The 25,673-nt window shown below is 34.7% G+C and carries 23 protein-coding genes; 15 read left to right on the top strand and 8 right to left on the bottom strand.

What is annotated here, in order from left to right; all coding sequences use genetic code 11:
• Positions 1–323 precede the first annotated feature (323 nt).
• Positions 324–1,061, bottom strand: coding sequence for a class A sortase (locus C240_RS03440; protein WP_271490988.1), 738 nt, complete (start codon positions 1,059–1,061; stop codon positions 324–326).
• A 267-nt stretch (positions 1,062–1,328) separates the two neighbouring features.
• Between C240_RS03440 and C240_RS03435 the strand changes: the two genes are divergently transcribed.
• Positions 1,329–2,111 (top strand): hypothetical protein, encoded by a 783-nt coding sequence (locus C240_RS03435; protein ID WP_271490985.1) that lies wholly within the window; start codon positions 1,329–1,331, stop codon positions 2,109–2,111.
• 31 nt (positions 2,112–2,142) lie between these two features.
• Here C240_RS03435 and C240_RS03430 read toward each other — a convergent pair whose 3' ends face one another.
• Positions 2,143–2,538: a DUF1622 domain-containing protein gene (locus C240_RS03430; protein WP_271490982.1), complete on the bottom strand. Its 396-nt coding sequence runs from the start codon at positions 2,536–2,538 to the stop codon at positions 2,143–2,145.
• 335 nt (positions 2,539–2,873) lie between these two features.
• Positions 2,874–3,239: a hypothetical protein gene (locus C240_RS03425; RefSeq protein ID WP_271490979.1), complete on the bottom strand. Its 366-nt coding sequence runs from the start codon at positions 3,237–3,239 to the stop codon at positions 2,874–2,876.
• A gap of 248 nt (positions 3,240–3,487) precedes the next feature.
• On the opposite strand from C240_RS03425, the gene C240_RS03420 reads away from it, so the two are divergent.
• The 4 genes from C240_RS03420 to C240_RS03405 all read left to right on the top strand — a co-directional run bounded on the left by C240_RS03420 (position 3,488) and on the right by C240_RS03405 (position 6,265).
• Entirely contained in the window at positions 3,488–4,255 is a 768-nt protein-coding gene (locus C240_RS03420) for a C39 family peptidase (RefSeq protein WP_271490975.1), read from the top strand.
• Between the two features lie 129 nt (positions 4,256–4,384).
• The gene (locus tag C240_RS03415; RefSeq protein WP_271490972.1) at positions 4,385–5,083 is read left to right on the top strand and encodes a glucosamine-6-phosphate deaminase; all 699 of its coding nucleotides are present in this window, start codon (positions 4,385–4,387) and stop codon (positions 5,081–5,083) included.
• Between the two features lie 186 nt (positions 5,084–5,269).
• Positions 5,270–5,533, top strand: coding sequence for an LPXTG cell wall anchor domain-containing protein (locus C240_RS03410; RefSeq protein ID WP_271490971.1), 264 nt, complete (start codon positions 5,270–5,272; stop codon positions 5,531–5,533).
• Between the two features lie 168 nt (positions 5,534–5,701).
• Positions 5,702–6,265, top strand: a complete 564-nt coding sequence (locus C240_RS03405; protein WP_271490968.1) for a DNA-3-methyladenine glycosylase I — start codon at positions 5,702–5,704, stop codon at positions 6,263–6,265.
• Positions 6,266–6,326: 61 nt separating this feature from the next.
• Here C240_RS03405 and C240_RS03400 read toward each other — a convergent pair whose 3' ends face one another.
• On the bottom strand, positions 6,327–6,869 hold the full coding sequence (locus tag C240_RS03400; protein ID WP_271490965.1) for a DUF4865 family protein: 543 nt from the start codon (positions 6,867–6,869) through the stop codon (positions 6,327–6,329).
• A 117-nt stretch (positions 6,870–6,986) separates the two neighbouring features.
• Here C240_RS03400 and C240_RS03395 point away from each other — a divergent pair, with 117 nt between their 5' ends.
• Together C240_RS03395 and C240_RS03390 are read left to right on the top strand one after the other, a co-directional pair.
• Positions 6,987–7,760, top strand: a complete 774-nt coding sequence (locus C240_RS03395; protein ID WP_271490962.1) for a LysR family transcriptional regulator — start codon at positions 6,987–6,989, stop codon at positions 7,758–7,760.
• Between the two features lie 20 nt (positions 7,761–7,780).
• Positions 7,781–8,542: a MurR/RpiR family transcriptional regulator gene (locus C240_RS03390; RefSeq protein WP_271490959.1), complete on the top strand. Its 762-nt coding sequence runs from the start codon at positions 7,781–7,783 to the stop codon at positions 8,540–8,542.
• 61 nt (positions 8,543–8,603) lie between these two features.
• On the opposite strand, the gene C240_RS03385 is transcribed toward C240_RS03390, so the two are convergent.
• Positions 8,604–10,067, bottom strand: coding sequence for a helix-turn-helix domain-containing protein (locus C240_RS03385; protein ID WP_271490955.1), 1,464 nt, complete (start codon positions 10,065–10,067; stop codon positions 8,604–8,606).
• 392 nt (positions 10,068–10,459) lie between these two features.
• On the opposite strand from C240_RS03385, the gene C240_RS03380 reads away from it, so the two are divergent.
• Both C240_RS03380 and C240_RS03375 read left to right on the top strand, forming a co-directional pair.
• Positions 10,460–11,938 carry a lytic polysaccharide monooxygenase gene (locus C240_RS03380; RefSeq protein WP_271490952.1) on the top strand — a complete coding sequence of 493 codons (1,479 nt, stop codon included), beginning with the start codon at positions 10,460–10,462 and terminating at the stop codon, positions 11,936–11,938.
• A 230-nt stretch (positions 11,939–12,168) separates the two neighbouring features.
• Complete coding sequence (locus C240_RS03375; RefSeq protein ID WP_271490949.1) at positions 12,169–12,789, top strand: GyrI-like domain-containing protein; 621 nt, start codon at positions 12,169–12,171, stop codon at positions 12,787–12,789.
• 47 nt (positions 12,790–12,836) lie between these two features.
• Here the strand turns inward: C240_RS03375 and C240_RS03370 are convergent, their stop codons facing one another.
• Genes C240_RS03370 through C240_RS03360 form a run of 3 tightly spaced genes read right to left on the bottom strand, consistent with a single transcriptional unit; the run spans position 12,837 to position 17,929 of the window.
• Complete coding sequence (locus tag C240_RS03370; RefSeq protein ID WP_271490946.1) at positions 12,837–14,498, bottom strand: glycoside hydrolase family 13 protein; 1,662 nt, start codon at positions 14,496–14,498, stop codon at positions 12,837–12,839.
• On the bottom strand, positions 14,491–16,143 hold the full coding sequence (locus C240_RS03365; protein WP_271490943.1) for a glycoside hydrolase family 13 protein: 1,653 nt from the start codon (positions 16,141–16,143) through the stop codon (positions 14,491–14,493). Before C240_RS03365 ends, C240_RS03370 begins: the two co-directional genes overlap by 8 nt.
• Positions 16,064–17,929 (bottom strand): glycoside hydrolase family 13 protein, encoded by a 1,866-nt coding sequence (locus C240_RS03360; protein ID WP_271490940.1) that lies wholly within the window; start codon positions 17,927–17,929, stop codon positions 16,064–16,066. Before C240_RS03360 ends, C240_RS03365 begins: the two co-directional genes overlap by 80 nt.
• Positions 17,930–18,308: 379 nt before the next feature.
• Between C240_RS03360 and C240_RS03355 the strand changes: the two genes are divergently transcribed.
• From C240_RS03355 to C240_RS03330, 6 genes are all read left to right on the top strand, one after another.
• Positions 18,309–19,544, top strand: coding sequence for an extracellular solute-binding protein (locus tag C240_RS03355; RefSeq protein ID WP_271490938.1), 1,236 nt, complete (start codon positions 18,309–18,311; stop codon positions 19,542–19,544).
• Positions 19,545–19,632: 88 nt separating this feature from the next.
• Entirely contained in the window at positions 19,633–20,988 is a 1,356-nt protein-coding gene (locus tag C240_RS03350) for a carbohydrate ABC transporter permease (RefSeq protein ID WP_271490936.1), read from the top strand.
• A 6-nt stretch (positions 20,989–20,994) separates the two neighbouring features.
• Entirely contained in the window at positions 20,995–21,834 is an 840-nt protein-coding gene (locus C240_RS03345) for a sugar ABC transporter permease (protein ID WP_271490934.1), read from the top strand.
• A gap of 1,143 nt (positions 21,835–22,977) precedes the next feature.
• Positions 22,978–23,493, top strand: coding sequence for an RNA polymerase sigma factor (locus C240_RS03340; RefSeq protein ID WP_442896571.1), 516 nt, complete (start codon positions 22,978–22,980; stop codon positions 23,491–23,493).
• Positions 23,494–23,510: 17 nt separating this feature from the next.
• Positions 23,511–23,837 (top strand): hypothetical protein, encoded by a 327-nt coding sequence (locus C240_RS03335; protein WP_271490929.1) that lies wholly within the window; start codon positions 23,511–23,513, stop codon positions 23,835–23,837.
• A gap of 188 nt (positions 23,838–24,025) precedes the next feature.
• Complete coding sequence (locus tag C240_RS03330) at positions 24,026–25,207, top strand: immunoglobulin-like domain-containing protein (protein WP_271490927.1); 1,182 nt, start codon at positions 24,026–24,028, stop codon at positions 25,205–25,207.
• The last annotated feature ends 466 nt before the right edge of the window (positions 25,208–25,673 follow it).

Genomic DNA, 25,673 nt, shown 5'->3' with positions numbered 1-25,673 from the left:
AAAAGAACAGAATATATAAGTAAAATGGTTTGGGGGAATAGTTATGAAGTTTTCATATAAGGCATATGTTGTTGAAATGAGTTTATATTATGGGTTGTTGGCTCTGGTGTTGCCGTTAATTTATGCGGTGACAAATCAATTAGTTTTTATGTCTGTTTTTAGTATGGAATGGCTTTGTGTGACGGTATTCCTCTATCCAATTGTTTTACTATTATCAGCGGTTCGGTATAGTTTTCAGAGAATGAAGAAGGCCAGTCATTTATAGTAATAAATAAAAAAAGCCGGATACCAACATTTACGAATGTTGATCCAGCTTTTTCAGATTATAAAGTCATTTGTTCCATTTGGAAAGCATCGGTCATTTCTTTTGTGGCATCATTGATAGGTGTCACAGATTCTAGCTCACCTTGAACCGCAATTCGAGTTGTAGCATACATGTCGCCACAAGTGATTAAGGTAATCATCTTTTTATCGGGGACATCATCAATTAATTCTACTCGAGAAGGATCGATTTTTTCAACATAATTGATTTTGTATGTATAGATATTTTTTAAATCAGTGGTATAGATTAACTCACCTGGTTTTGAATATTCCAAAGGTGAAAAAAGTGAAACCATATCTTGAACACGATGGCTGGCTAAAGCGTAATTACCTTTGCCCATTTCTTGATCCGGCTTCATAGTGCCTGCTCCAGTTAATAAGACAACGTTGTCCAATCCTCTGAAGATCGGTAAATTGATTTTCACATCTGGAAGCGCAACTGCACCAATAACAGGTAGATTTTTATTTTCAAATTGAGCTTTAAGAACTGCTTCTGTACTTAAGGATTCAACTGCATCAAAATCAAAAGTTGTATCTGTAGTATTGTTTTTTTCAATTTCTTCTGGTGTGACGTTTTCAATAGCATATGCTTTTCCATTATGTTGAATCAGCATATTTCTAATTTGAGTGTTAAATACCAAAGCAAGACCGACAAGCAGTAATAAGAATAAAAATATATTAATTAGCCAGTTTCTTTTTTTAGATTTTTTCTTTTTGGGTGATTGTTTTCTTGAGGCCATATGCTCCCTCCTTTTTTACTTAGTGTATCATAAATTATTTTGAAACCCTAGTTTAAAAGATTAATTTTTTTCTAAAAATAATTAATTTTAATATTTTTTGAAAAAGCGGTTTGGGTAGGTTTTTTTTATTTTTATCTAATAATCAATACGGGAAGCGTTCTCTTTCAAACTCTTTGTAACTGAATCTTAAAATAAAAGAAACAAGCTTTTATTGTAGAAATATTGTAGAATATAAGAGAAGACTAATTAGGAAGGGTGATAACACACATGTTGGAATTAATTTACGTACATATTGATATGACAAGCAATGCAGTGTTATCAAAAGGGATTACACATAGCGATTTTACCCATTCCATTGTTCATCACCCTAAAAACTTGCTTTTGCTAAATCCTTCTGCTGAAGAAGGAGAATACGATATGCACAGCGGATTGAAGATTATCCGTGGAGAAGAGAGCGTTAATCAGTATTTTTCTACTATGCATCGTCGAAAAATTAATGAAGAAATAAAGTGGATTGATTTCTCAGATGTGACTATGCTAAAAGAACTGACGCCCTTAGAAATATCGGAATTGCTTTATTTTGGACATATGAAAACCAGTCTACATTCTCCATTCTTTTATAAATTACAAAATGATTTTGTTTTTTTTGAATTTGTCGATCACATGACCCGCGTTTATTATCGTTATATTGATGAATTCTATCGTATTTTAGCGGATAAAATTACTCGTGTAATCTTGGAGAAAGTCAATGACCGCAAGACTTTTTTCAAACGAGGAACGCCTGTCGAAAAAATGGATGTCGAATTATTGAAAGAAATGAAAACGATCTTACAAGAAGGCGTGGTCTTTTGTTTCGATCAGATGGATGTTAAAGGAAAAGAGTACCATATTCCAATTCATGTAGTGGAAGATTCTTTATGGAAAACGAAGAATTTTGCTTACCGAAATGAGCCTGTCATTGCTATTTTGATTTACAATACAGCTAAACGCACATGGCGCCTGATTCAAGAAGATGAATTTGGGTTTACAGATTTATCTAGACATGCATAAACAGATAATTAAAAACGTTCAAGAAAAGAATTTACTTTTCCTGAACGTTTTTTTCGTTCTCTTTTTCTCGTAAGGCGTCTTCTATTTCTTTATTTAAGAAATAGGAGATGACAGTTCGGATTACGACTAAAATTGCTAGCATAGCGATATCTTGAAAAGTTGGTTTGATAATCGATTCAATAATATCAGCTGCAATCAGAATCTCCAAACTCAATAAAATATAACTTCCTAAAAAACTTTTAATAAAATTATTTTGCCGAGCAATAGTAATTCGACTGCGGTTTGAGATTTCACTCTTGAAAAAGTCGACTCCTGCTACAATAACACCCCAAATTAGAACGAGAATTGAAAAAATATTTAGGGCTAAGATAAATAGATCAAAAAAAGGAATTAGATGATCCATAATATTTTGCGCTAGATCGTGCATACCATTTCCCTCCTTGTTGATTTAAGTATATCAGCCAAAATTTAGATATACAATTTTAAAGTGGAAATGTTATGTGATTTTTCTAGTAAAAACTAAGAGCATCATTGTGTGAGGAACTCATTTTGGATATCAATAAACGTAGACAGTAATTGACTCTTTAGCAATTCGATCAAATAATGAAACATGAATGAAAGGCTAAAGAACTGATAATAACATTAAATTTCTCATTTCCATTATAAATGTGCTAAATTATACGAAAAAAGATTTAAATTAGAGCAAGAAGAAAATCATTTTTTGAGGAAACAAAAAGCAGACAACTCGGTCTGCTTAATTCTTTATTTGATTTGACGATTGTCGTTTCTAGACATCGTACTTACCTTTTTTATATGTTCAACAGTAATCATCCGGATTTGTTGGCTGTCTTCTTGTAATCGCAGCATGATTGAATCAGAGATACTTTTTGATACAATCCAACCGGAAACTGTTTCAAATTTTTGAGAAGTCGGCACTTCTTTTAATTGCAAAACTACAAGGCTTTTTTTAGCAGAGGCCATCTGTAATTTCTTAAGAATTTCTTCACGCTCTTTATTTTTACTATTCTTATCTTTTGAGTCATCTAAAAATGCCGAAAAGAAACTTTGGGAAGACTGGCTGATCAATTTTGAAATGCTTTTCATTGTTGATTTATGGTTATTGTCCATTCTTCTACCTCCTTTACGAATTTACTGTTGTTATCAGACTCTTGATGTTCAGATATTACTATTTTACCTAAAATCCAACAATATTTCAAGAAAATATGTTCGCTTTTTACATATAAATAATTTCTCAGACTTGCATTTTTTGATAGATTCAGTAATATTAAGAAGTAGTAGTCACTTGATTACCTATGCAATTTTGATTGAAAGCAAATAGTTCAAATCAAACTTTCAATTTAAAGAGGGAGAATTTAATGGAACCAAAAAATCCAAAAAAATCAAAATTATACATAACTACCTTATTAGTAGGAACAGTAATTCTGGGAGCAGTATTGGCTAAGGTTGCTCCAATGGAAGAAGGACATGGCTTTTCATCTGCCTTTAAGAGTGAGACAATCGAAGAGGTAGATACAACTGAAACAAGCGTAGAACAAACTCAGCCTACAGAAGAAGTAAAAAAATTAACATATGTAGAACAAGTGAATTCTGATTTAAGTGAAGGGAAATTTACTAACCGGATGCCAATCAAATTATTATTGCAAACGGATGATAGATGGAAATCGACAGCATATGGAATGGGGAATCCTGAAGGGAATACTTTGGAAATTAATGGTTGTGCGATCCTTTCTTTAGCGATGGTTGCTTCGTTCTTAGACAATAAAGAATATGTACCTCAAGATATTTTAGACTGGTCAAAAAATGATTACTATATTGAAGGAGAAGGCACAGCTTGGGCTGCTTTTTCTGATTTTGCGATGGTTAAAGGTTATCAGTTTGAAGACCTTGAAAATGATATTACTGCCGTAGAAGAGCATTTAAAACAACAACATCCTGTAGTTATCTCCGTTAAACCGGGAGTATTTACAGAAACAGGTCATATTATGGTACTTAGCGGGACAAATGACGGTAAATTTTGGGTAAATGATCCTAATGATACAGAAGAAAAAGGTCATTCAAGAAAAGAGTTTACGGCGGATGAATTGCTAAATGAATCAATGAATTTCTGGGCGATTTACAAGTAAGAGTAAACTGAAGTTATCTAGCTTTATAAAAGCTAAGAAAACGCTTTAAAATAATTTTCAAAAACCATTGACATGGGATGGTTCCCACATTATACAATTGATGTATAAAAAGGAAATGGAGTGTACCAAATGAAAATTATTATTGAAAAAGACTTTGAATCAATGAGTGAATCTACGAAAAATATTTTATTAGGTCATATGAGTCAAGATAAACGTGTGAATTTGTCAATAACTGCTGGGAATACACCGGTTGGCGTATATCAAAAAATGGTAGAAATTTTGAAAGACTCGCCGGATTATGACAACGTTCATTACTATAATTTTGATGAAATTCCTGTACCAGATCAAGCGGAAGGAATTACGATTACAGACTTAAGAAAATTGTATTTAACACCTGCAAATATTAAAGAAGCCAATGTTCATCCATTAACTGTAGCAAATTATGCAGAACAAGATCAGCGTTTGGCACTGGACGGCGGGCTAGATGCCATGTTAATTGGACTTGGCGGAGATGGACATTTTTGTGGTAATATGCCGACAACAACGAGTTTTGAAAACACAACGTATAAAGTCAAAGTTTCTGGAGAAGAACCGTGGTTTGAACCTGAAATGATGGAAAAAGGCATGGAATTTGTCACGATGGGACCTGTAAGTGTGATGCGGGTAAAACATTTAATCTTGATCGTTAATGGCGAGAAAAAAGCTGACATGGTCAAACAAGTCTTAGAAGGTCCTGTAACAGAAGATTTCCCAGCATCAATTTTACAGTTACATCCAAATCTTACTGTTATTTTAGATGAAGCAGCAGCGAGTAAATTAGAAAAATAATTATATACAATTTTAATAACAAAAACCCAAATTCTTAACTGAACAATCAGTTGGGAATTTGGGTTTTTATATTACAGAGCTCAAGGGTTAATAATTGATTCAGCCAGGAATAGTAGGTTTAAAAATATTGACTGATTAAAAGCTTTTGAAGTAGGATTAACAGTTCTTTCCATTATTTGCTCTGTAATGTTTTCAACGATGATTGCTCATGGTGACGCAGCTAATGAAAGAACAAGTAGGGTAGGCATAACGTTTAAAGAAGGTTCTGATTTATCTGAAGAGGATCTATCACAAGGAGAAGATCAGACTTCGACTAATGATTCAGATAAAAATGCGCAAAAATTCCCTCATACAGGTGAAAATTCCTCACTTACGACAATCATCATGGGGATAATAGTCCTTGGTATGGGCTGGATTTTACGAAAGAAAGATTCGCAGATGAATCTTTGATTCAATAAAAGATAATAATAAAGGGATAGAAAGCAGCGAATCTAGCTACTTTCTATCCTTTTATTACTTGTTAAAAGTATAAAAAAATTTATTTAATTATGTCATATATTTCAAGTTTACAAACGTACGTTCTCGTGATATCCTTAGATAAAAAGAATGGAGAAAAGTATGGAAAAAGTTCGGTGTGACTGGGCCAGTGGTAATGAATTAGAAGAAAAATATCATGATGAAGAATGGGGCAGTGAACAGCACGAAGATCAAAAGCTCTTTGAGATGCTGATTTTAGAAAGTATGCAGGCTGGCTTAAGTTGGTCTACGATTCTTAAAAAAAGAGAGACTTTAACTAGTGCGTATGACCAATTTGATTATGTAAAGATTGCCAAATATACCCAAGAAAAAATTGATTCTTTATTAGAAGATCCAGGTATTATTAGAAACAAATTGAAAATCAATGCGACTATTAATAATGCCCAAGTGTTTATGCGTATTCAAGAAGAATATGGCAGTTTCAATCAATTTATTTGGTCCTACGTCGATGACAAACCGATTCGCAATCATTGGACCAGTATTACAGATGTGCCAGCCTCAACAGAATTATCAGATAAAATTAGTAAAGATTTGAAGAAAAAAGGCTTTAAATTTTTAGGAACAACCACTGTATATGCATTTATGCAAGCAACCGGTATAGTGGACGATCATTTATCGTATTGTTTTAAAAATAAAAGTAACTAAATTTAAAAAGCCCGAAAAAGATCAAACAGAAAGCTGATTTTTTTCGGGTACTTGTTTCTAATTAATTTTCTGAAGAAATATGAAGTATCTCATAGAGCGTAGGCTGATTTTGTTTAGGTTTTTCTGTATAAAATGTAAATGAAGCAGCTTGCCATTTATCTGGATTGTAAACAATCAGTTTTCCAACCTTATTTTGCGAGAGCAATTCTGATGTTTCTGAAAGTTGGCTTGGTATATCTTTTAAAGACAGTTGTTCGGGGATGGCAATATTTTGTTCAAGGAGATAGTTTGCATCTGCAAATTTATTTCCTAGTTCAACGGTTAAAGGTATGCCTATTTGGATTGATTGCCAGCCAAAATCCCGAATGATATTGTCGTAGAAGCTTTCGAAAATAAAACGGTTCATCCCTTCAGAATTTTTCCATACGTACAGTGGCGAGTAAGAATTTGAAACTGCCCCTTGCGCTTTTTCGGAAATAAGATAAGCTTTAAAGAGTAGACCAGAAAAATTATCTGTTTTTGCGCCATTTTCTTTGACCCTTTTTCTTATCAATGACATGTCGTAATCATCAGGCAAAGTAATTTTATATTGCATCGCATTCATTTATGACAACTCCTTTTTTCTTGATGAATTAAGTATATATTGCACAGAGGTGTTTGCATAATATGAATAAATGATGTCAGACATCAGTAAAAATGATAGGGAGAAGCAGGTGTTGAGATGGAGCTGAATGATTTAAAAATATTTCAATGTGTAACGAATGCAGGATCAATGTCTGAAGCTGCTAGAATACTGGGTTATGCTCAGTCGAATATCACCGAACGGATTCGATTGTTAGAGCAAGAGTTGACGACGATTCTTTTTGAGCGGACTAGTCGTGGCGTGAAGCTTTTACCTGAGGGAGAAAAGCTGCTTGAATATGCGGATTCAATTTTGACCCAAGTTGATGAAATCGAGGCATATTATCAAAAACGTCCGTTAAGAATCGGCTGTACGCAAGCCAGTGCCTATATTTATTTTGAACTAGCCGAAATCATTGCTTATGAGGAGCCGACAGAGTTATTTGTTAAGTCAACCGATCAGTTGGAAACGATGTATAAAAGAAGCGAACTGGATGTTGTCGTTACTAACAAAGCTACGACGCTTGAAAAAGAAATTTTACTAACAGAAGAAGTTGGTTGGCTGTCAGTAGAAAATTCGGAAGCTGTTTATCTTATTAGCCGTGATAAAGATTGTCCATACAGAAAAATCACGTTGTCGTTGATTAAAAGTGATACTGCCACAATTATTGAAGTTGATTCCATTTACGTGATGATTGACTTAATAAAAAAAGGTACTGGACAAGCAATTTTACCTAAGTTTCTAGTGGAGAAAAAGCAAACTCAGGCATTTATCTTTCGCAAAGTCACACAACGGGTTCCGCTTTATGTTCTGGGGAGTAAAAGGAATATTCAACATGTTCATTTATTGATTGAGCATAATGCGACCGCTTGAAATTGGGAAGGTTGAGTGGTATGAGTGATGTTTACAACAAGATTCACTATAATTATGAGAAACTGTCCAAGACAGAACAAGAAGTTATTGATTTTATGTTACAAGTTGAAGATGCTGGTAAGTTAAAGCTAAAGGATATTAAAGATAGTTTATTTATCTCTAATGCAACAATTTATAGAGCGTGTAAAAAATTAAATTATGCGACCTTTAATGAATTGAAATATGCGTTTGCGCGCTTGAAAAATGAACAACAATTTAAAGAAACCGATGAATCAGATTTTTTACAAATTTTAGATGGAATAAAGCAGGATACTGTAGTCACCTTGGAACAAGTAGATGAGAAAAATATTGAACAAATCTGCAATTGTTTACTTGAATCCAGACGAATTTTTTGTATAGGAACAGGGGCTAGCTCTGAAGTAGCATCAGAATTCAATCGTAATTTAAAATTAATTGATTGTTGGACAAATGCTTATTCTGAAGAATGCCTAATTGAACGAATTCCTCAAATTAGTACGAAGCAAGATGTGATAATTATGTTTTCAGTAAACGATCAACTTGAAAAGGTTAATAAAAGTATCATTGAAGCAAAGGAAAATGGAACGAAAATTATTACTGTTACCAATTTTGTTTCAAAACAACTTGACGCTATCAGTACGTATACTTTGAGAGCATACAGTAGTCAAGAAAATCATAAGCAGTTACGTTCGTTATTAATGTTGAACGTAATGAGTACCCTGATTTATGAAACATTGATTATTAAAGTTCCTAGCTTATCTTAAAAAAACTGAGATTTAACTCCTTGAGTTAGATCTCGGTTTTTTATGCTTTTTTAGAAAAGAGTTAGTTTTTATCAAAATGTTCTTCATAGACAAGCATTAGTTTATCAAAACTTTTTGCATCAGGGATTAATGGAATTACCACAACTGGGATATTATCCAGATGAATTTCAGGAATATTGGTTATAATACAGTCGTAATCAGCCGCGATTTTTTCTAATGAAGCTAATGATGTCAGGCGTAAAGGTGTGCAAGAAAAACGGCCACGAGAGTAGTAAGTAATGCGTTCACAAAGCATCTCCATGTATTCCATTCGTTCGTTAAATAAAAGACCAGCTTTTAGCGTTGGACTAGAATCTTCTAAACGATCCAGTAAATTAGGCCAATTCGTGAACAAAATCGAGATCGACTCGTAAATCAGATATTCTTTGTACGGATTTGAATAAAAAATAGCTTGTAAAGATTGAATCAATTCCATTGGGAAATGTCCATAAAGATTTTTGATGCTTGTGAGAAATTCTTTGTTCTTATCATGTAAAATGTAAGTTCTGCCATGTGTTTGGCTATCCAAGTTATATAACCGCATAAAAATAACTTCGAAATTATCACACTGACAACCCATTCTTTTTTCAATTTCGCGAAGTAAACTATCGATTTTCTGGTATTTCAAATAGGCTTTGCGATCAATCTCAATTATTTTTTGTAAAGAGGTAAAAGAATCAACGTAACTATCGCTAAAAATCAATGAGAAAATAGTATTTAAATTGCTTGCTGATAAGGTTAATTTAAATTGACTATAAAATTCATCACAGATATATGTATCTTCAAGAATAGCAAAATTCTTATCAGGGATGTCGGGCAAATGGTTTTCGCTATTGAATTTTAATAAATTAATAGTCGTGTATGTGTAAAAACGTAATCGATTTAATGTGGAAAAATCTAGTTCGCAAGATGACCTATTCGGTTTGGCATATTTCATCAGTTCTAAACTAATTTCATCCAATATCTTTAGCTGTGCAGGGGTCAAAAGACTTTCTGCTATACCGTATTTCTCGCTAAAATAATACTGCATAAAATTACAAATACTGCGGGGATCTCCGACAAGCTGCATTTTTTTTAAGTTAATAGTAAAACCTTCGAGCTGAAGTAGTTGATTCACTCTTTGAACCATTCGCTTGATAGTAGAAACACTGATATAAAGATTGTTAGATAAATCAACAATCGTAGAAAAATTATGCAGAAAAATCTTTTCAATCAGTTGAAACTCAACGCTGTTCTTTAAAAATTTTTGATAAATACTCGTTTTACAAAAATTAATTGTTGTTGTTAAACGAATTCCGTACTTTTTAGAGGATTCGATTGTTGCTGGTGCAAGTAAAGTTTCTAATTCAATAATGTCTGATTTTAAAGTTTTTATAGGAATAGCCAGCTTTTCTGATGCTGCAGTGAAAGGGACCCAATCATTGTCAGCTAAAAGTTCTATTAATTCCAATTGTCGCTTAAATCGGGATGATAGGATTTCTTTCAAGGTATCAACACTTTCTTTTAATAAATGTTATTTTTACAATTGTATGATATATATTTAAATAAAATTAAAATCATTTATTATTTTACCTCTGAGTAATTCGTTTTGTCTAGATAATTAAAAGAAGTTAATATTAATTTTTTTGTAACAATTTGACACATAAAGGTCATATTTCTCTTGCTAAGTGACATTGTTGAACTTTTTACTGATATTTTTTCGATAACATTTGTGATATTTTATGTTTTTTGTATGATATTTATATATTTTTAGGGTGAGAGGGTTTAAACGTTCAGGTATCGATTTTTTTTGCCCAGAAATGATTCTTTTTTTTCTAACATAACGTTTAAACTAATATTGAGCCAATTAAAGGCGAAATGATGAATGGAGGAGAATGTATGAAGAAAAAATTATTAGGTTTAGCAATGTTGACAACAATAATTACTGGTGGGATGGCTTTGCTAAATGCAGATGAAGCAAATGCGCATGGTTATGTAGAAACACCTGCTGCACGTGGTTACCGAGGTTCGTTGGCGAAAAATACAATTGGTTGGACAGCGGCACTAGAAAAATACGGAATGGTAATTACGAACCCGCAATCATTAGAGTTTGATAAAGGGTTTCCGCAAGCCGGACCAGCTGATGGGCGTATTGCATCTGCTCAAGGTGGTAAAGGTCAGATTACGGATTTTGTTTTAGATAGTACTGGAGCTGATCGATGGGATAAAGCAGATATTAAAACAGGAACGAATACATTTACTTGGCACTATACAGCTCCTCATAGCACATCAAAATGGCATTACTATATTACAAAAACGGGTTGGAATCCTGAAAAACCGTTAGCGAGAAAAGATTTAGAATTAATTGGTGAAATCAAACATGATGGTTCAAGTGCAGCGAATAATAAATCACATCAAGTGAATATTCCGGCTGATCGCTCTGGTTACCATGTTGTTTTAGCTGTATGGGATGTTGCAGATACATCAAATGCTTTTTATAACGTAATTGATGTAAATGTTAAAGGAGACGGCGAAATTACACCGCCAGTAGAAGAAGCACCAGCGAAACCAACAAATGTTAAAGCGACAGACATAACAACTTCTTCTCTTAAATTGACTTGGGACACTGTTTCAAACGCAAAAGAGTACAATGTTTATCGCGATAATAAAAAAGTCGCTACAGTCGGTGGAAATCAGTTTAACGATGCAAATTTAACTGAAGATACAACGTATGTGTATCAAGTTGAGGCCGTAGGTAGTAATGGAAAAGTCTCAGAAAAAAGCTCGATGGTCAAAGTAACGACACTGTCTTCAGCAGTAGAAGATAACCAAAAACCAACAGCACCAACCAATGTTCACTCAATGGGAACAACAGAAACTTCTGTTGATTTAATGTGGACAAAGTCAACACACTTCTTAGGTGTTAAAAACTATGAAGTTTACCGTGATGGCAAAAAAATTGCAACAACTGAAAAAACAAGCTTCAAAGATACTGGTTTAAAAGCTGATACAACGTACAAATATACTGTAAAAGCGATTAGTCTTGGTGGAAATGTTTCAGATGCTAGCGCAGTATTTTCTGTAAAAACGAAAGAAGCACCAAGCGGGCAAACTACATGGGATGCTGACAAAATTTATAATTTTGGTGATAAAGTTATCTTTAATGACTTAGAATATGAAGCAAGATGGTGGACAAAGGGTGAGCGTCCAGACCAATCCGATGTTTGGAAACTTATTTCAGATGCAGCAGTGACTTGGGAAGCTAGCAAAGCCTATAGTGGTGGAGATAGAGTAACTTTCCAAGGGAATACTTACGAAGCTAAGTGGTGGACGCAAGGTGATAAACCTGGAACAGCCGCCGTTTGGGAATTAAAGTAATCCAGAATATCTGTATGACATAGTAATAAACAAGTACCACGACATAGCAGTATTAAAAGAGGTGTTAAATCAACTGTTAAATAGTTGATTTAATACTTTTTTTTAATTTGATACTTCATTTCTGTTTCCCCTGTTATAATAAATATAATCAAGCACTTTATAATCTCTATTAAAAAAGTAAAATACTACGTAGTGGAGATTCTGAGAATTAAATAAAGGAGGAAACGTTCATGAAATTCGAATGGCGGAAACAGGAAAAAGAACTTTATTTACCAAAGGCTAAACCAACGGAAGTTGTTGTACCGAAACAAAAATTTTATACTATATCTGGAAAAGGTAATCCAAATGATCCTCAATTTGGGGAAGAAACAGCGGCGTTATACGCAATGTCCTATGGGATTCGTATGATGCCCAAAAATGGTGTAACTCCAGCAGGTTATTTCGAATATACTGTTTACCCATTGGAAGGTTTTTGGACACTGTCAGATGAAGCGATAGCAGAAAAAAGAGCATTTGATAAGGCGGATTTGGTATACAAAATTATGATCCGTCAACCTGATTTTGTTACAAAAGAACTGGCTTTGGCAAATTTAGAAAAAATTTCTCAAAAGAAGCCAAATCCTAATAATCAAAACGTCAAATTTGAAACGATCGAGGATGGTAAATGTTTACAAATGCTGCATGTAGGTCCTTATGATGATGAGCACAAAACATTTGAAGTGATGAAAGCATATTGTAAAGAGCATCAATTGGAGCAGACGACACTTGCTCATAAAGAAATTTACCTATCTGATCCAAGAAAAGTAGCGCCGGAAAAAATGAAAACCGTATTGAGATATTTTGTTAAATAGAAAAAAGTGATTTAGGGAGTAAGATTTCCTAGATCACTTTTTTTTACTTAGTTGATTTTTTTACGGTAGACATGAGCTTCGAAATCAGCAAGAAGCATTTCTTGGTTTAACGGTCGGGCTTCATCGGTGGTAATTATTTCTTCCCAATCGGAGTAATTCCAAGAAGTAGGCAGTGAAAAAGTTGTCTGAGCTCGATCTAGTTGTACTAAAACTAACCAACTTTCAGATTCAGCTGTTCTTGTGTAAGCAAAAATAGTTGGATGTTCTGGTGCAATCAGTTGGAAACTTCCGTTAATGAAAGCATCATGTTGTTTTCTTAAATGAATTAATGATTGATAATGTTGGAAGACGCTATTTTTTTGTGCGGCATTGATTGTTTGATAGTTATTATTTACAGCAAGCCAAGGATTAGTTGTGGAGAAACCACCATGCAAGGTGTCTTCCCATTGAAATGGTGTACGACTATGGTCTCTAGACCAGTTAACGGCAATCGCCAGCGCTTCAGTAGTCATTTTTCCTTGATCCAGTAAGGTTTGATAAAAGTGTATCGTATCTGCTGCGTCAATCTCCTCGATAGAACGGAAAGGGTAGTTAGTCATGCCGATTTCTTGTCCTTGGTAGATAAATGGTGTTCCTTTTAGTAAAAGTAAAATAGTCGCCAACGCTTTGGCTGCTTCTGGAGAGTCATCGCCGAAAACAGAAACACTGCGCGGTGTGTCATGATTTTCTAAATAAAGAGCGTTCCAACCGTCGTTAGCTAAACTTGTTTGCCATAAATTCAAATAGTGTTTTAAGTCAGGGATGGAACCTTTTTGACGGCCTTGTTCACCGATGCGCTGGCAATGTTCCAGCTCAAAAATCATATTGAAATAGCCATTATCACCGGTCCAGTTAGCAGCTTCGTTATGCGGAACGCCGCTAGCCTCACCAACCGTCATGACATTGTATTCATTGAAAATAGCTTTTAGCTCTTCTAAATAAGTTTCAATACCTGTCACATTCATAAAGGGAGCCCATTGATTATCAGTTATCGTGAAATCCCATGGTTCTTTTTGGATATGGCTGATTGCATCGATTCTAAAACCGTCGATACCAAGTTCCAGCCACCAACGAATCATTTGATAAATTTCTTGGCGAACTTTTGGATTTTTCCAGTTTAGGTCAGGTTGTTCTTTGGCGAAAACATGGAAATAGGCTTGTTCTGTAGTTTCGTCATATGTCCAAGTCGAACCGCCAAAGAAAGATTGCCAATCGTTAGGCATTTTATCTTTAGTTGCATCTGCCCAGTGATAATAATTGCGGTATGGATTGTCTGTTGATTTTCTCGATTCTAAAAACCAAGGATGTTGGTCGCTAGTATGATTTACAACTAAATCCATAATGATTTTTAAATCGAGCTGATGAGCTTCGTTAAGCAAGTTTTGAAAATCGTCCATTGTGCCGAAATCTTCATGAATTGCTTGATAATCTGAGATATCGTAACCATTATCTACATTTGGAGATGCATAGATTGGGTTAATCCAAATAAAATCGATACCTAGCTCTTTTAAGTAAGGCAATTTTTGGCGAATACCGTTAAGATCACCGATACCGTCATGATTGCTATCTTTAAAACTGCGCGGATAGATTTGATAGCCAACTGCATTTTTCCACCAACTGTTTTTTGAAGAAGCGCCGACTGTTTTTGGTTCAATGACTAGATTAGGCATTTTTATTTCCTCCTAAGCGAACAACGAAAGCTTCGTAAGGTTCAAGCGCTAGATTGTTAAGAGAGTGATAGTTTTTTTCAGTATTTGCTATGATTGTTTCGTTAACTATTTGTTCTGAAGAAAAGTTTTGTACTTGGTCTGAAAAATTACAAACAATTAACCAGCTTTCTCCTTGGTAATGGCGATAGTAAGCAAAAACTTCTTCAGCAGTGTCTTCTAATAGTTCAAAACTCCCCCAAATGATTAAAGGATTTGTTTTGCGAAGCTTGATAAGTTTTTGATACGTGTAAAAAATGGAATTTTGATCCGTTAAAGCTTCATCAACATTGATTTCATGATAATTTTCGTTAACTGCTAACCAAGGTGTACCTGTTGTGAAACCAGCATTTTTTTCTGCATTCCATTGCATGGGTGTACGGGCGTTATCACGGCTTTTAGCATTGAGTGAGGTAAAGATATCAGCTTCGGAATAACCTTTTTCAATGCGGTCATTGTACATATTAATACTTTCGATGTCTTCGATTTCAGAAATATTTTCAATTGTCCGATTGGTCATGCCGATTTCTTCTCCTTGGTAAATATAAGGAGTTCCTTTTTGTAGATGTAGTAAGATTGCTAACATCTTAGCGCTTTTAATACGGTGAATGCCATCATTTCCCCATCTTGATACAATTCGAGGTAAATCGTGATTGTTCCAGAATAAAGAATTCCAACCTTCATCTCCAAGCTCTGTTTGCCATTTAGCAAAAACTTTTTTTAGCTCTGAAATTTGCAGCGGACGCAGATCCCATTTGCTTTTTCCAGGTATTTCGTCTAAAGCCACATGTTCAAATTGGAAGACCATAGATAGCTCGTTTCGGTTAGGGTTAGAGTATAATTTTGCGATCTCTGGAGTTGCTCCCCACGTTTCTCCTACAGTTAATAGATCCTTTCCGCCGAATGTAGCAGCGTTCATTTCTTTTAGGTAGTCATGAAGTTTTGGTCCATTTCCAGTAATCTTTTGATCGGGTATTTTACCAACTAGGTCGATAACGTCCATTCGGAAACCGCCAATTCCTTTATTAATCCAAAAGTTCATCATATCGTAGATGGTATTTCGGACTTTCGGATTTTCCCAGTTTAAATCCGGCTGTTTTTTACTGAATAAATGTAGATAATATTCCCCGGTAGTTTCATCTAATTGCCAGGCTGGACCTAAAAATGTCGATTCTAAGTCATTGGGTGCTGATCCGTTGCGGCCTTTCCGCCAAACGTAAAAGTCACGATAAGGATTATCAACAGCTGAACGTGATTCGATGAACCATTGATGTTCATCACTGGTATGATTTACTACTAAATCCATGATGATCTTGATCTCTCTTTTAGCGGCTTCTGCTATTAGTTGCTCCATATCATCCATAGTGCCAAATTCAGCCATAATTTTTTCATAATCGCTGATGTCATAACCGTTATCATCATTAGGTGAGCGGTAAACTGGACTCAGCCAAATAGCGCTAATACCCAGTTTTTTTAAATAATCTAAGCGTTGAATGATACCGGCTAAATCACCAATTCCATCACCGTTACTATCTTGGAAACTGCGTGGATAGACTTGATACACTACGGCTTCTTGCCACCAATGTGTGTTTGTCAATGGTTGAGTCATTTTTATCAATCCTTTCGATCATGTCGGCTGATACGGCGAAACCGTATGGTGCGAGCTCGATTATGTTTTCGTTTAATGATTGCGTTCGTGCTGAAAATACTATGGTATCTTTTTCAATATAAATAGGTGAGGTACCTGTATTGAAAATACTGCGTACGGTTTTTCCGTCATGTTCATAGGCAAAATCAATGATTCCTGTTTGTTCATCGATATCATGCCAACGTAATTTTCCTTCTGACAAAATTGGTTGATGCTCTTTTCTAAAAGCAATTAAAGCTTTTACAAAAGCATACATTTCTTGATCTTGAGTAGCGCTATCCCAATTCATGCATTTTCGGCAATCCGGATCTCCTTCACCAGTCATCGAAAATTCATCGCCATAATACAGACAAGGAACACCTTTCTGTAAGTAAGTGAAAGCTAAAACTTGCTGCATTAGTTCTTTGTTATTTTGCGCAATAGTCAGTAAGCGCGGGGTGTCATGAGAATCTAGCACGTTAAACATAATTTGATTGGTTTGTTCCCGATAAAGCATTAACTGATGATTTAATTCAGAAACTAATTTGCTTAACGAAATTGTTTGGTAAACGAAATAAGAAAGGATTGCATCTGTGAAAGCATAATTCATTACGGCATGAAACTCATCACCTTGCAGCCAACTTTGGGAAGAGTGCCAGATTTCACCTAGGATATAAATATCCGATTTTGCATCAGTACATACGTCATGGAATTTTCGCCAAAAACGATGATCCACTTCATTAGCTACATCTAAACGCCACGCATCAATATCAAACTCGTCAATCCAATATTTCGCGATAGCTAGTAAATATTCCTGAACTTCTTTGTTTGCGGTGTTCAGCTTAGGCATATGTGGTGTGAAGGCAAATGTGTCATAGGTAATGTCATCAGAAAATTCAAAATTGGCAGTTGGCGTGTAGCTAACTGGAAACTTGTGGATATGGAACCAATCGGCAAATGCTGAATCGGCACCATTTTTAATGACATCTTGCCATTGTGGTGAAAAATCGCCCATATGATTAAAAACAGCGTCCAGCATTACACGGATTCCACGTTTATGGCATTCTTCAACTAATGTTTTAAATAGGGCCTTATCACCAAATGCGGGATCGATTTCAAAATAATCAATTGTATCATATTTATGATTGCTGCTTGCTTTAAAAATCGGACAAAAATAAAGACCGTTAATGCCTAAATCAGTAAAGTGATCTAAATGATCTAAAACACCTTGCAAATCTCCGCCGTAAAAATCGTCTCGATCGGGATGTTCTTTGTTTGCCCAAGGTAGCGTTCCCTTAGGATCATTCGTGGGATCGCCATTAGCAAAGCGCTCGGGAAAGATCTGGTACCAAACGGTTTCTTTAACCCATTGTGGTGCTTTGAAACGATCAGCTTCATGAAAATAAGGTAGTTTAAAATAATTGCTAGCAGCTTTTAATGTCGTTTCTTGGTAAGGGAAAAAGCCGTGATCGCCATAAAAAAGAATAGTATCATCCATGCCCTCAATTTTAAATGCGTAACTTAAACGTCTATAAGGAGCAGATGTTTCAATGGTCCAATAATCGTGTGTCTTTGTAGAAAGATATTTTTCCATCGGACTGGTTATTTTAAACCATTCGGCGTGTTCAAGCTGATAAGGATCGCCATTAATTAAATCGACCTTCTTAATATCACCTCTACCTGTTCGTAGGCGGATATGCATCTTGTTGGGTGAATATAAATAGGCGAATTCGCTTTCGGGTTGGTGATAGATTGCTGCAGTGTTCATTTGATAATGCCCTCCTGACAATAAATATTCTTTTTGTCCATCTGTTTTCTAAAAATCACTCATATTATGCCATATAAGAAAAACGTTTTCAACATATTTTTCGCAATCGATTGCATTTGTTTGTATAAACTGATAAATAGAAGATAGAATAATGAAAATCGCTTTGTTTATCAGTATATCAAAGGGGAATCCAAGTTTATTCACGTTTTTATAGCTTTTGAACAGTACTTTTTTGGAAAAACAACTGTTTGCTATTATCCTTAAGCAAAGAATAATAAATTTTTTTCGGTTTTTTTATGAATTTTGTTTGACATATAACGCAAACGATTGCATAATGTAAAAAGATAAACAAATAAATAAATTCCGGGAGGAACAAAAGATGAAAAGAAACATGAAAAAACTTTTAGCATTAGGAGCGACAGTGGGAACTGCAGCATTTTTATTAGCAGCTTGTGGTGGGGGCTCATCAGAAAGTAATAGTTCGAGCGAAAATGAAAACGCTTCTATAAAGCTGTGGGTAGATGTCGCTTTTGTTGATACGTATAAGCCGTTAGTAGAGGAATTTGAAAAAGAACATAAAGATTGGAAAGTAACGATTAAACCAAGTGAATCTGCAACAGCGCAAGAAAATTTGAAAAAAGATCCTAGTGCGGCAGCGGATGTTTTCATGATGCCTCACGATCAACTAGGACAAATGGTTGATGCAGGGATTATTTATGCTAATACAAAATATGAAGATAGCGTCAAAGAAAATAGTACTGAAAGTGCGGTAGAAGCAGCAACTTATGATGGTAAACTATACGGCTATCCATATGGTGTGGAAGCGCAAATCTTATATTATAACAAAGCTAAACTAACGGAAGACGATGTAAAAAGCTGGGATACAATGACGTCTAAAGGCAAATTAGGTGCAAACTTTGGCGAAGCAGGCGCAAATTATAATTTCACACCATTGTTTATGTCTAACGGAGATGAGCTATATGGTGCAGATGGTGAAGATATCAATGGAACGAACTTTAATAATGAAAATGGTGTTCAGGTTCTAAAATGGATTCGTGCACAAAAAGATAATCCTGGTGTCATCCAATCAAATGCAGATGCATTATCTAATTTAGGCAATGGCAAAATTGATGCATTTTTATCAGGTCCTTGGTCTAAAAATGATGTAGAAAAAGCCTTAGGTGATGATTTTGCGGTAGCGCCATATCCGACAGTCGATTTTGGAAATGGTGAAGTACAGCAGAAAGCTTTCTTGGGAGTTAAATTATTCGGGGTCAATGCCTCAACGAAAAGTCCGGTTGCTGCAATGGCATTAGCTGATTTTCTAACGAGTAAAGAAAATCAATTAACTGTTTTCGAGAAAAATGGGACAGTTCCAGCAAATAAAGAAGCGCAAGAAGATGAAAAAGTGAAATCAGATACTGTCGCTGAAGCAGTGATGACGATGAGTGATCCGGATCATTCAGTGGTAATGCCGAAATTGCCTGCAATGGTTTCTTTCTGGGGACCGGCAGATGCTGTGATTAATGATACGTACAACGGCAAAATTGCTGAAGATGATTATTTAGCTAAATTGGATAAGTTAGTGGCAGATACAAGCAAATCAGGAAATTAAGTTAACGTAATTAATTCTATAAGGCTGGGGTAAACTAAAAATGTTTGCTTCAGCCTTACAATTCTAAAGTATGGGAAGTGAACGTACAATGAAGCTAAAAGCAACGTCAGATGGACAGATTACTTTTCGCGAACTATTTAAAAAAGGCGATACACCTATAAAACTTTCATTTATCTTTATGGGTACTGCTAATATAATGAATCGCCAAATTGTGAAAGGATTAGCATTTTTACTGCTGCAAATTGGATTTGTAGCTTGGTTAGTATTCAATGGTTTTCATGCCTTGTCAATGCTTCGGACATTAGGGACGAAATCGCAAGGCTGGGTAATGGATGAAGAGTTAGGGATTGAGATACAGCAGCCGGGGGATAATTCGATGTTGCTGCTATTATTTGGGATTGCTGCAATTATTCTGATTTTACTTTTTATTTTTCTATATGTTGTAAATTTAAGAAGCGCTCGAAAGATCTTTGTGTTGAAAGAAGACGGGCGGCGTTTACCGACATTAAAAGAAGATTTAAATAGTTTGTTGAATGAAAAGTTTTATATTACCTTGATGAGTATTCCGTTGTTAGGTGTTTTAACATTTACGATTTTACCATTGTTGTATATGATTTCAATTGCCTTTACGAGCTACGATCATAATCATTTGCCGCCGAAAAATTTGTTTTACTGGGTAGGTTTTGCTAATTTTGGGAATGTGATTACCGGAGATATAGCAAAGACTTTTTTTCCTGTTTTGACATGGACCTTGATTTGGGCGGTATTAGCGACAGCGACGACATTTTTCTTTGGTGTGTTACTAGCCTTGTTGATTAATTCAAAAGGAGTGAAAGGGAAAAAAGTTTGGCGGACGATTTTTGTCATTACGATGGCAGTGCCGCAGTTCGTAAGTTTATTGTTGATGGCGAATTTATTTAATGGTTCTGGACCAGTAAATGCGTTATTGCAAAATTGGGGCTGGATCGATCAGCCGATTCCTTTTTTAACAGATGGGTTATTAGCGAAAGTTACGGTTATTTTTGTGAATATGTGGGTTGGTATTCCAGTGACAATGTTAGTTGCAACAGGGATTATTACCAATTTACCGTCAGATCAGATTGAAGCGGCTGAAATTGATGGAGCGAATAAGTTTCAAATTTTTAGAAATATCACGTTTCCGCAGATTTTATTTGTAATGGCACCGAGTTTAATTCAACAGTTTATTGGAAATATTAATAACTTCAATGTGATTTTCTTGTTAACTGGCGGACAACCGGCTAATAGTAATTTTCACTCGGCTGGTGAGACGGATCTATTAGTTACGTGGTTATATAAGTTAACCGTAAATGCAGCTGACTACAATTTAGCATCAGTTATCGGGATTATTATCTTTGTGCTTTCGGCTGTGTTTTCATTACTTGCTTACACAAGAAGCAGTTCGTTTAAAACGGAAGGGGCGTAACTATTTATGAAATCGAAAAAAAGAATGAATTTAATCATGTACTATACGTTATTGACGATTTTATCTATCGTTTGGATCTTTCCGATTGTCTGGATTGTGTTAACAAGTTTTCGTGGAGAAGGCGGAGCATTTGTGACGTATTTTATTCCGAAAGAGTTTACTTTTGAGAATTATAAGATGTTGTTGACTAGTTCGACGTATCCTTTTGTTCGCTGGTTTTTCAATACGTTGTTTGTGGCCATTTGTAGTTGTATTTTATCAACATTGATTACGATTGCGATGGCGTATTCGTTGAGCCGCTTGCGTTTTAGAGCGAGAAAACCGTTTTTGAAATTGGCGTTGGTGTTAAATATGTTTCCAGGTTTTATGAGTATGATTGCGGTTTACTATATTTTAAAAGCGATGAATTTAACAGGCAGTTTATTGGCGTTGATTTTGGTCTATTCATCAGGTGCAGCTTTAGGGTTTTATATTGCGAAAGGCTTTTTTGATACAATTCCAATGGCGTTGGATGAATCAGCGATGATTGATGGTGCCAGCAAATTTGAGATTTTCACCAAGATTACTTTGCCGTTAAGTAAACCGATTATTGTTTATACAGCATTAATGGCATTTATGGCGCCGTGGATGGATTTTATCTTTGCCAAGATTATTTTAGGAGACAATGTGAACAAATATACGGTAGCGATTGGGTTGTTTACGATGCAGACGAAAGATAAAATCGATCAGTACTTTATGGCATTTACAGCTGGGTGTGTGCTGATTGCTGTGCCGATTACGCTATTGTTTATCTTTATGCAAAAATATTATGTAGAAGGAATAACGAGCGGGTCAGTGAAAGGGTAAATAAAATAATACTAAGTTCAAAGCTAAAAAAAACCGAAGTTTGAAAATCGTGAAAATGATTTTCAAACTTCGGTTTTTTTGATTATCTTATACCTATTTTTCTCCTCTATGTGAAAGATAATAGTTTTTTTAGGGATCAGTTGTTAAACCCAACATAGCTGAATAATAAATAATGAATCTCGCTAGGTAAATCAAAAACATATTCACTGAAGTTCGTAACAACTAAGTGTATGGATAACTTTTTAATTTCCGATTCTAATAGAGTGTGGGCATGAGAAAAATAAACAGTGTGGATAGAAAGAACATGTAGATTCAAGCAAAGTAGTTACCTCAGTGTATTATTATCAACAAGTAATTGAAGCTGAGTGCTAGTCATTTTTAACTTATTTGAAGTTGTTAGTATTAGCTTTTGTCTAAGGTAAAGTTTTGCGCTACCCTAAGCAAATCTTTTCATGAGATGTTGAGAAAAATTTGTTACAGTTATTCGTACAGAGGGACATAAAGTGAGTTTCTGAATTTTCCTTGCTGATCACTGACAGTGGATCAGAGAAATTTACTTGCAGCAGGAATGGATGCTATAGGAGTCTTTTTTCTATTTTTTTATTGATAAATCCATCAATTACAGCAAAAGTAGTATCTGTTTTTTTGCTTAAGCGGGAAACATATTCACGAAGTAGATTTTTTAAAAAGTACAAGATTTGCCAACGAGGAATTGGAAATGAAAAGCTTGTTTAATAAGGTTAACAGAGAGTTACTGCATTTATTTGTATGTAACTTTTTTTGTAGAATCGTTGATGCTATAGCTAGTTGTGTTCACTTATTAAACTTTATTAGCCGATAGTTCATTTTAGTGGATATTTATTAAAAGTAAAATTGGGGCGTGGTTAACCAACACAGCGATTGAAAGATTTTCTAGCGCTAATTCTTTATCGAATGTTATATGTTTTTCGTGATTTAGTTTTATATAGATGGTATTAAATTTAAATATTTCGTTTTTTGAAACTTTTATCCTTGCCAATTCGTCTTAATTTATGAGTGACAAAAAAATTATTACGAAAAAGTAGGTGATAGGATGTAGTTGCATTTTAGCTAACAGTGGCAATTTGAAAGTATAAAAATTTTTATATTGTGGTGAAGGAGGGGATTGTTTTTGATAAATTTATGAAAAAGAAGCAGGTAAACACGTATATAAAAGAGCTAGAAAGCATAGCTACCAATGAGTATGGCAAGATATTCCATATTGCATATAGTTACACTCATGATAAGGAAGAAGCGTTGGATCTTATTCAGGATAGTTTTCAGAAAGCGTTAAATAATTTGAATGGTAGAAAGAAAATTGAAAATGTATCACTGTGGTTTTACAAAATTTTAGTTTTTACAGCAGTAGACAAATGGCGTAAACAAAAAAGAGCACCTTCAATTATCCAATTTGACGAGCAAATTTCGTTATTCTCTTTTACTGATGATAAAGCCTTTTCTAAAATTGATATACATTCTATTTTGAAACAACTTTCTAGTCCGGCTCGAGAAATAATTATCCTTAAATTTTTTGAAGGGTTTACACTGAAAGATATAGCAAATATCCTAGATATGAATGAAAATACAGTGAAAACCAAGATGTATCGTTCCTTAAACGAACTAAGAAAAGCATTGGAATAAAATGTAGAGGAGGGATTATGATACCCGAAATAAATAAGTCGTTTAGTAATTCTGCAGACATAAAACAAGAAGTTGTAGATAGGTTCCAATCGGAAAAAGCAAGATTTTTCAGGAAAAAGAAGTTAAAAAAAAAGTTAATAGTATCTGTAGTTGTAGCATTTTCTTCGATTGTTTTATTACTAATGGCTCTTGAAAACAAACAATTTAGAACTTTTGCTGAACGTGTTCCTATATTAGATAAGATCATTGAAACAATTATAGATGAAGATTCTATTGAGGAGGGGATAGAAGTATATGTCTTTCTTCCGGAAATACAACCGGATATTAATAATAAAATCAGCTGAGAATCATGAATGTCTCTTTTTTGGAATCGTTTACAAAAACTTTAGTAAATGACTCTTGTTGTTCAGCAAGAACATATATTAAGAAGTTGTCCCGCTAGTTGTTTTGGCTCTAAATGTTACAATATAAAATTTTAGCTTTAGAGGGTATATTAGCTTATAAAAATTATTTCAAGAGGAGGAAATGTGTTTTGAATATTAGCATAAAAAAAATTTTTACTTCCGCATCACTTGTTCTTTTGATGGGTTGCTTTTTACTAGGTGGAATTGGATCGGTCTCTGCAGAAGAGAATGCACAAGTTTCTGAGAATGGTAATCAAATAGAAATTGATCATACAGTAAAAGGAGCCTTAGATAACAAATTTCAGGATGTCAATTTTTTAAAAAATAATCCACCTACAATAGTGGTGGATACTACTAGGTTTTGGGCAGGAGAAACTGTAAAATGGCGGCACATCCGTAATGGTAAGGTATTGAGGGAAGGGGTAGAGTCAATATCAAAAGTTTGGGCAGCAGATTTATCAGCAAAAGGTATGGCGAGAATTAGTTTTAATGAAAATTATTTTTTTGCGATAGGGGATAAAATTGAGCTGGATTTATTAAACGCATTTAAAAGAATTGTAGATAGCTTTGAACTCAAAATGGATAGTGCTGTCAACCCAGCTGAACCTCAATTAAATGGGGTGTATGACGCGACTATTAACTTGGGAGATTCCTTCGATCCGATGTCTGGAGTGACTGCTAGAGGAGCTCTTGGGGAAAATATCACTAACTTAGTTATCGTAAAAGGAACAGTGAATACAAATATTCCAGGGACATATACTTTGAGTTATTCTGTTACGGATCCTTTGACTAATTTGACTATCAGCAAAGAGAGAACTATCTTGGTACAAGCAACGAAACCTGAATTAAATGGTGTGTATGATACGACCATCAACTTGGGGGATTCCTTTGATCCAATGTATGGGGTGACTGCTAGAGGAGCTCTTGGGGAAGATATCACGAACTTAGTCATCGTAAGTGGAACAGTGAATACAAATATTCCAGGAACATATACTTTGAGTTATTCTGTTACGGATCCTTTGACTAATTTGACTATCAGTAAAGAGAGAACGATATTGGTACAAGCGACGGAACCTGAATTAAATGGAGTGTATGATACGATTATCAACTTGGGGGATTCCTTTGATCCGATGTCTGGAGTGACTGCTAGAGGAGCTCTTGGGGAAGATATCACGAACTTAGTTATCGTAAGTGGAACAGTGAATACAAATATTTCAGGAATGTATACTTTGAGTTATACTGTCACAGATCCTTTGACTAATTTGACTATCAGCAAAGAGCGAAATATTTTAGTACAGCCAGCTATGTAAATTAAGTAGGTCATAGCATAGAATAAATTATCTGCAAAAATTGGTCATAATTAATTGGTGGGACAATTTCTTGATATGTTTTTGTGTTGAACAACTAAAATGTCAATTATTTAGAAAATTATTAAGTGGGAGTCTGCATAAGTAGAGTTAGTACTGTAGTTATAAATTAGTTATGACTGACCACAATATAAAAAATTGAACGATGCTTATTTTGTTTAAAACATCGTTTTATGAAGGTTAAACTTGAACTGTATCTGATTTCTCAGGTGTGGAGTAATGAGTGGACCAAGCAAGAATAGTATTGTGATTAAAAATTCCGAAGAAACGATGGACAAGAAACTATATGTCTGGAGACTGCTGGAGTAACGTAATTAAAGCTGAAATTATTTACTTGACATAAAAATTTACAAGGTAGTAACAGATATGAATACAGAAATAAGCCTTCAAAATGAAGGCTTATTTCTCA

Source organism: Enterococcus sp. 5H (assembly GCF_028128615.1).
Classification (GTDB): Bacteria; Bacillota; Bacilli; order Lactobacillales; family Enterococcaceae; genus Enterococcus_L.
The sequence above is the reverse complement of the archived record's forward strand: the minus strand, read 5'-3'. Positions and strand labels throughout refer to the sequence as shown.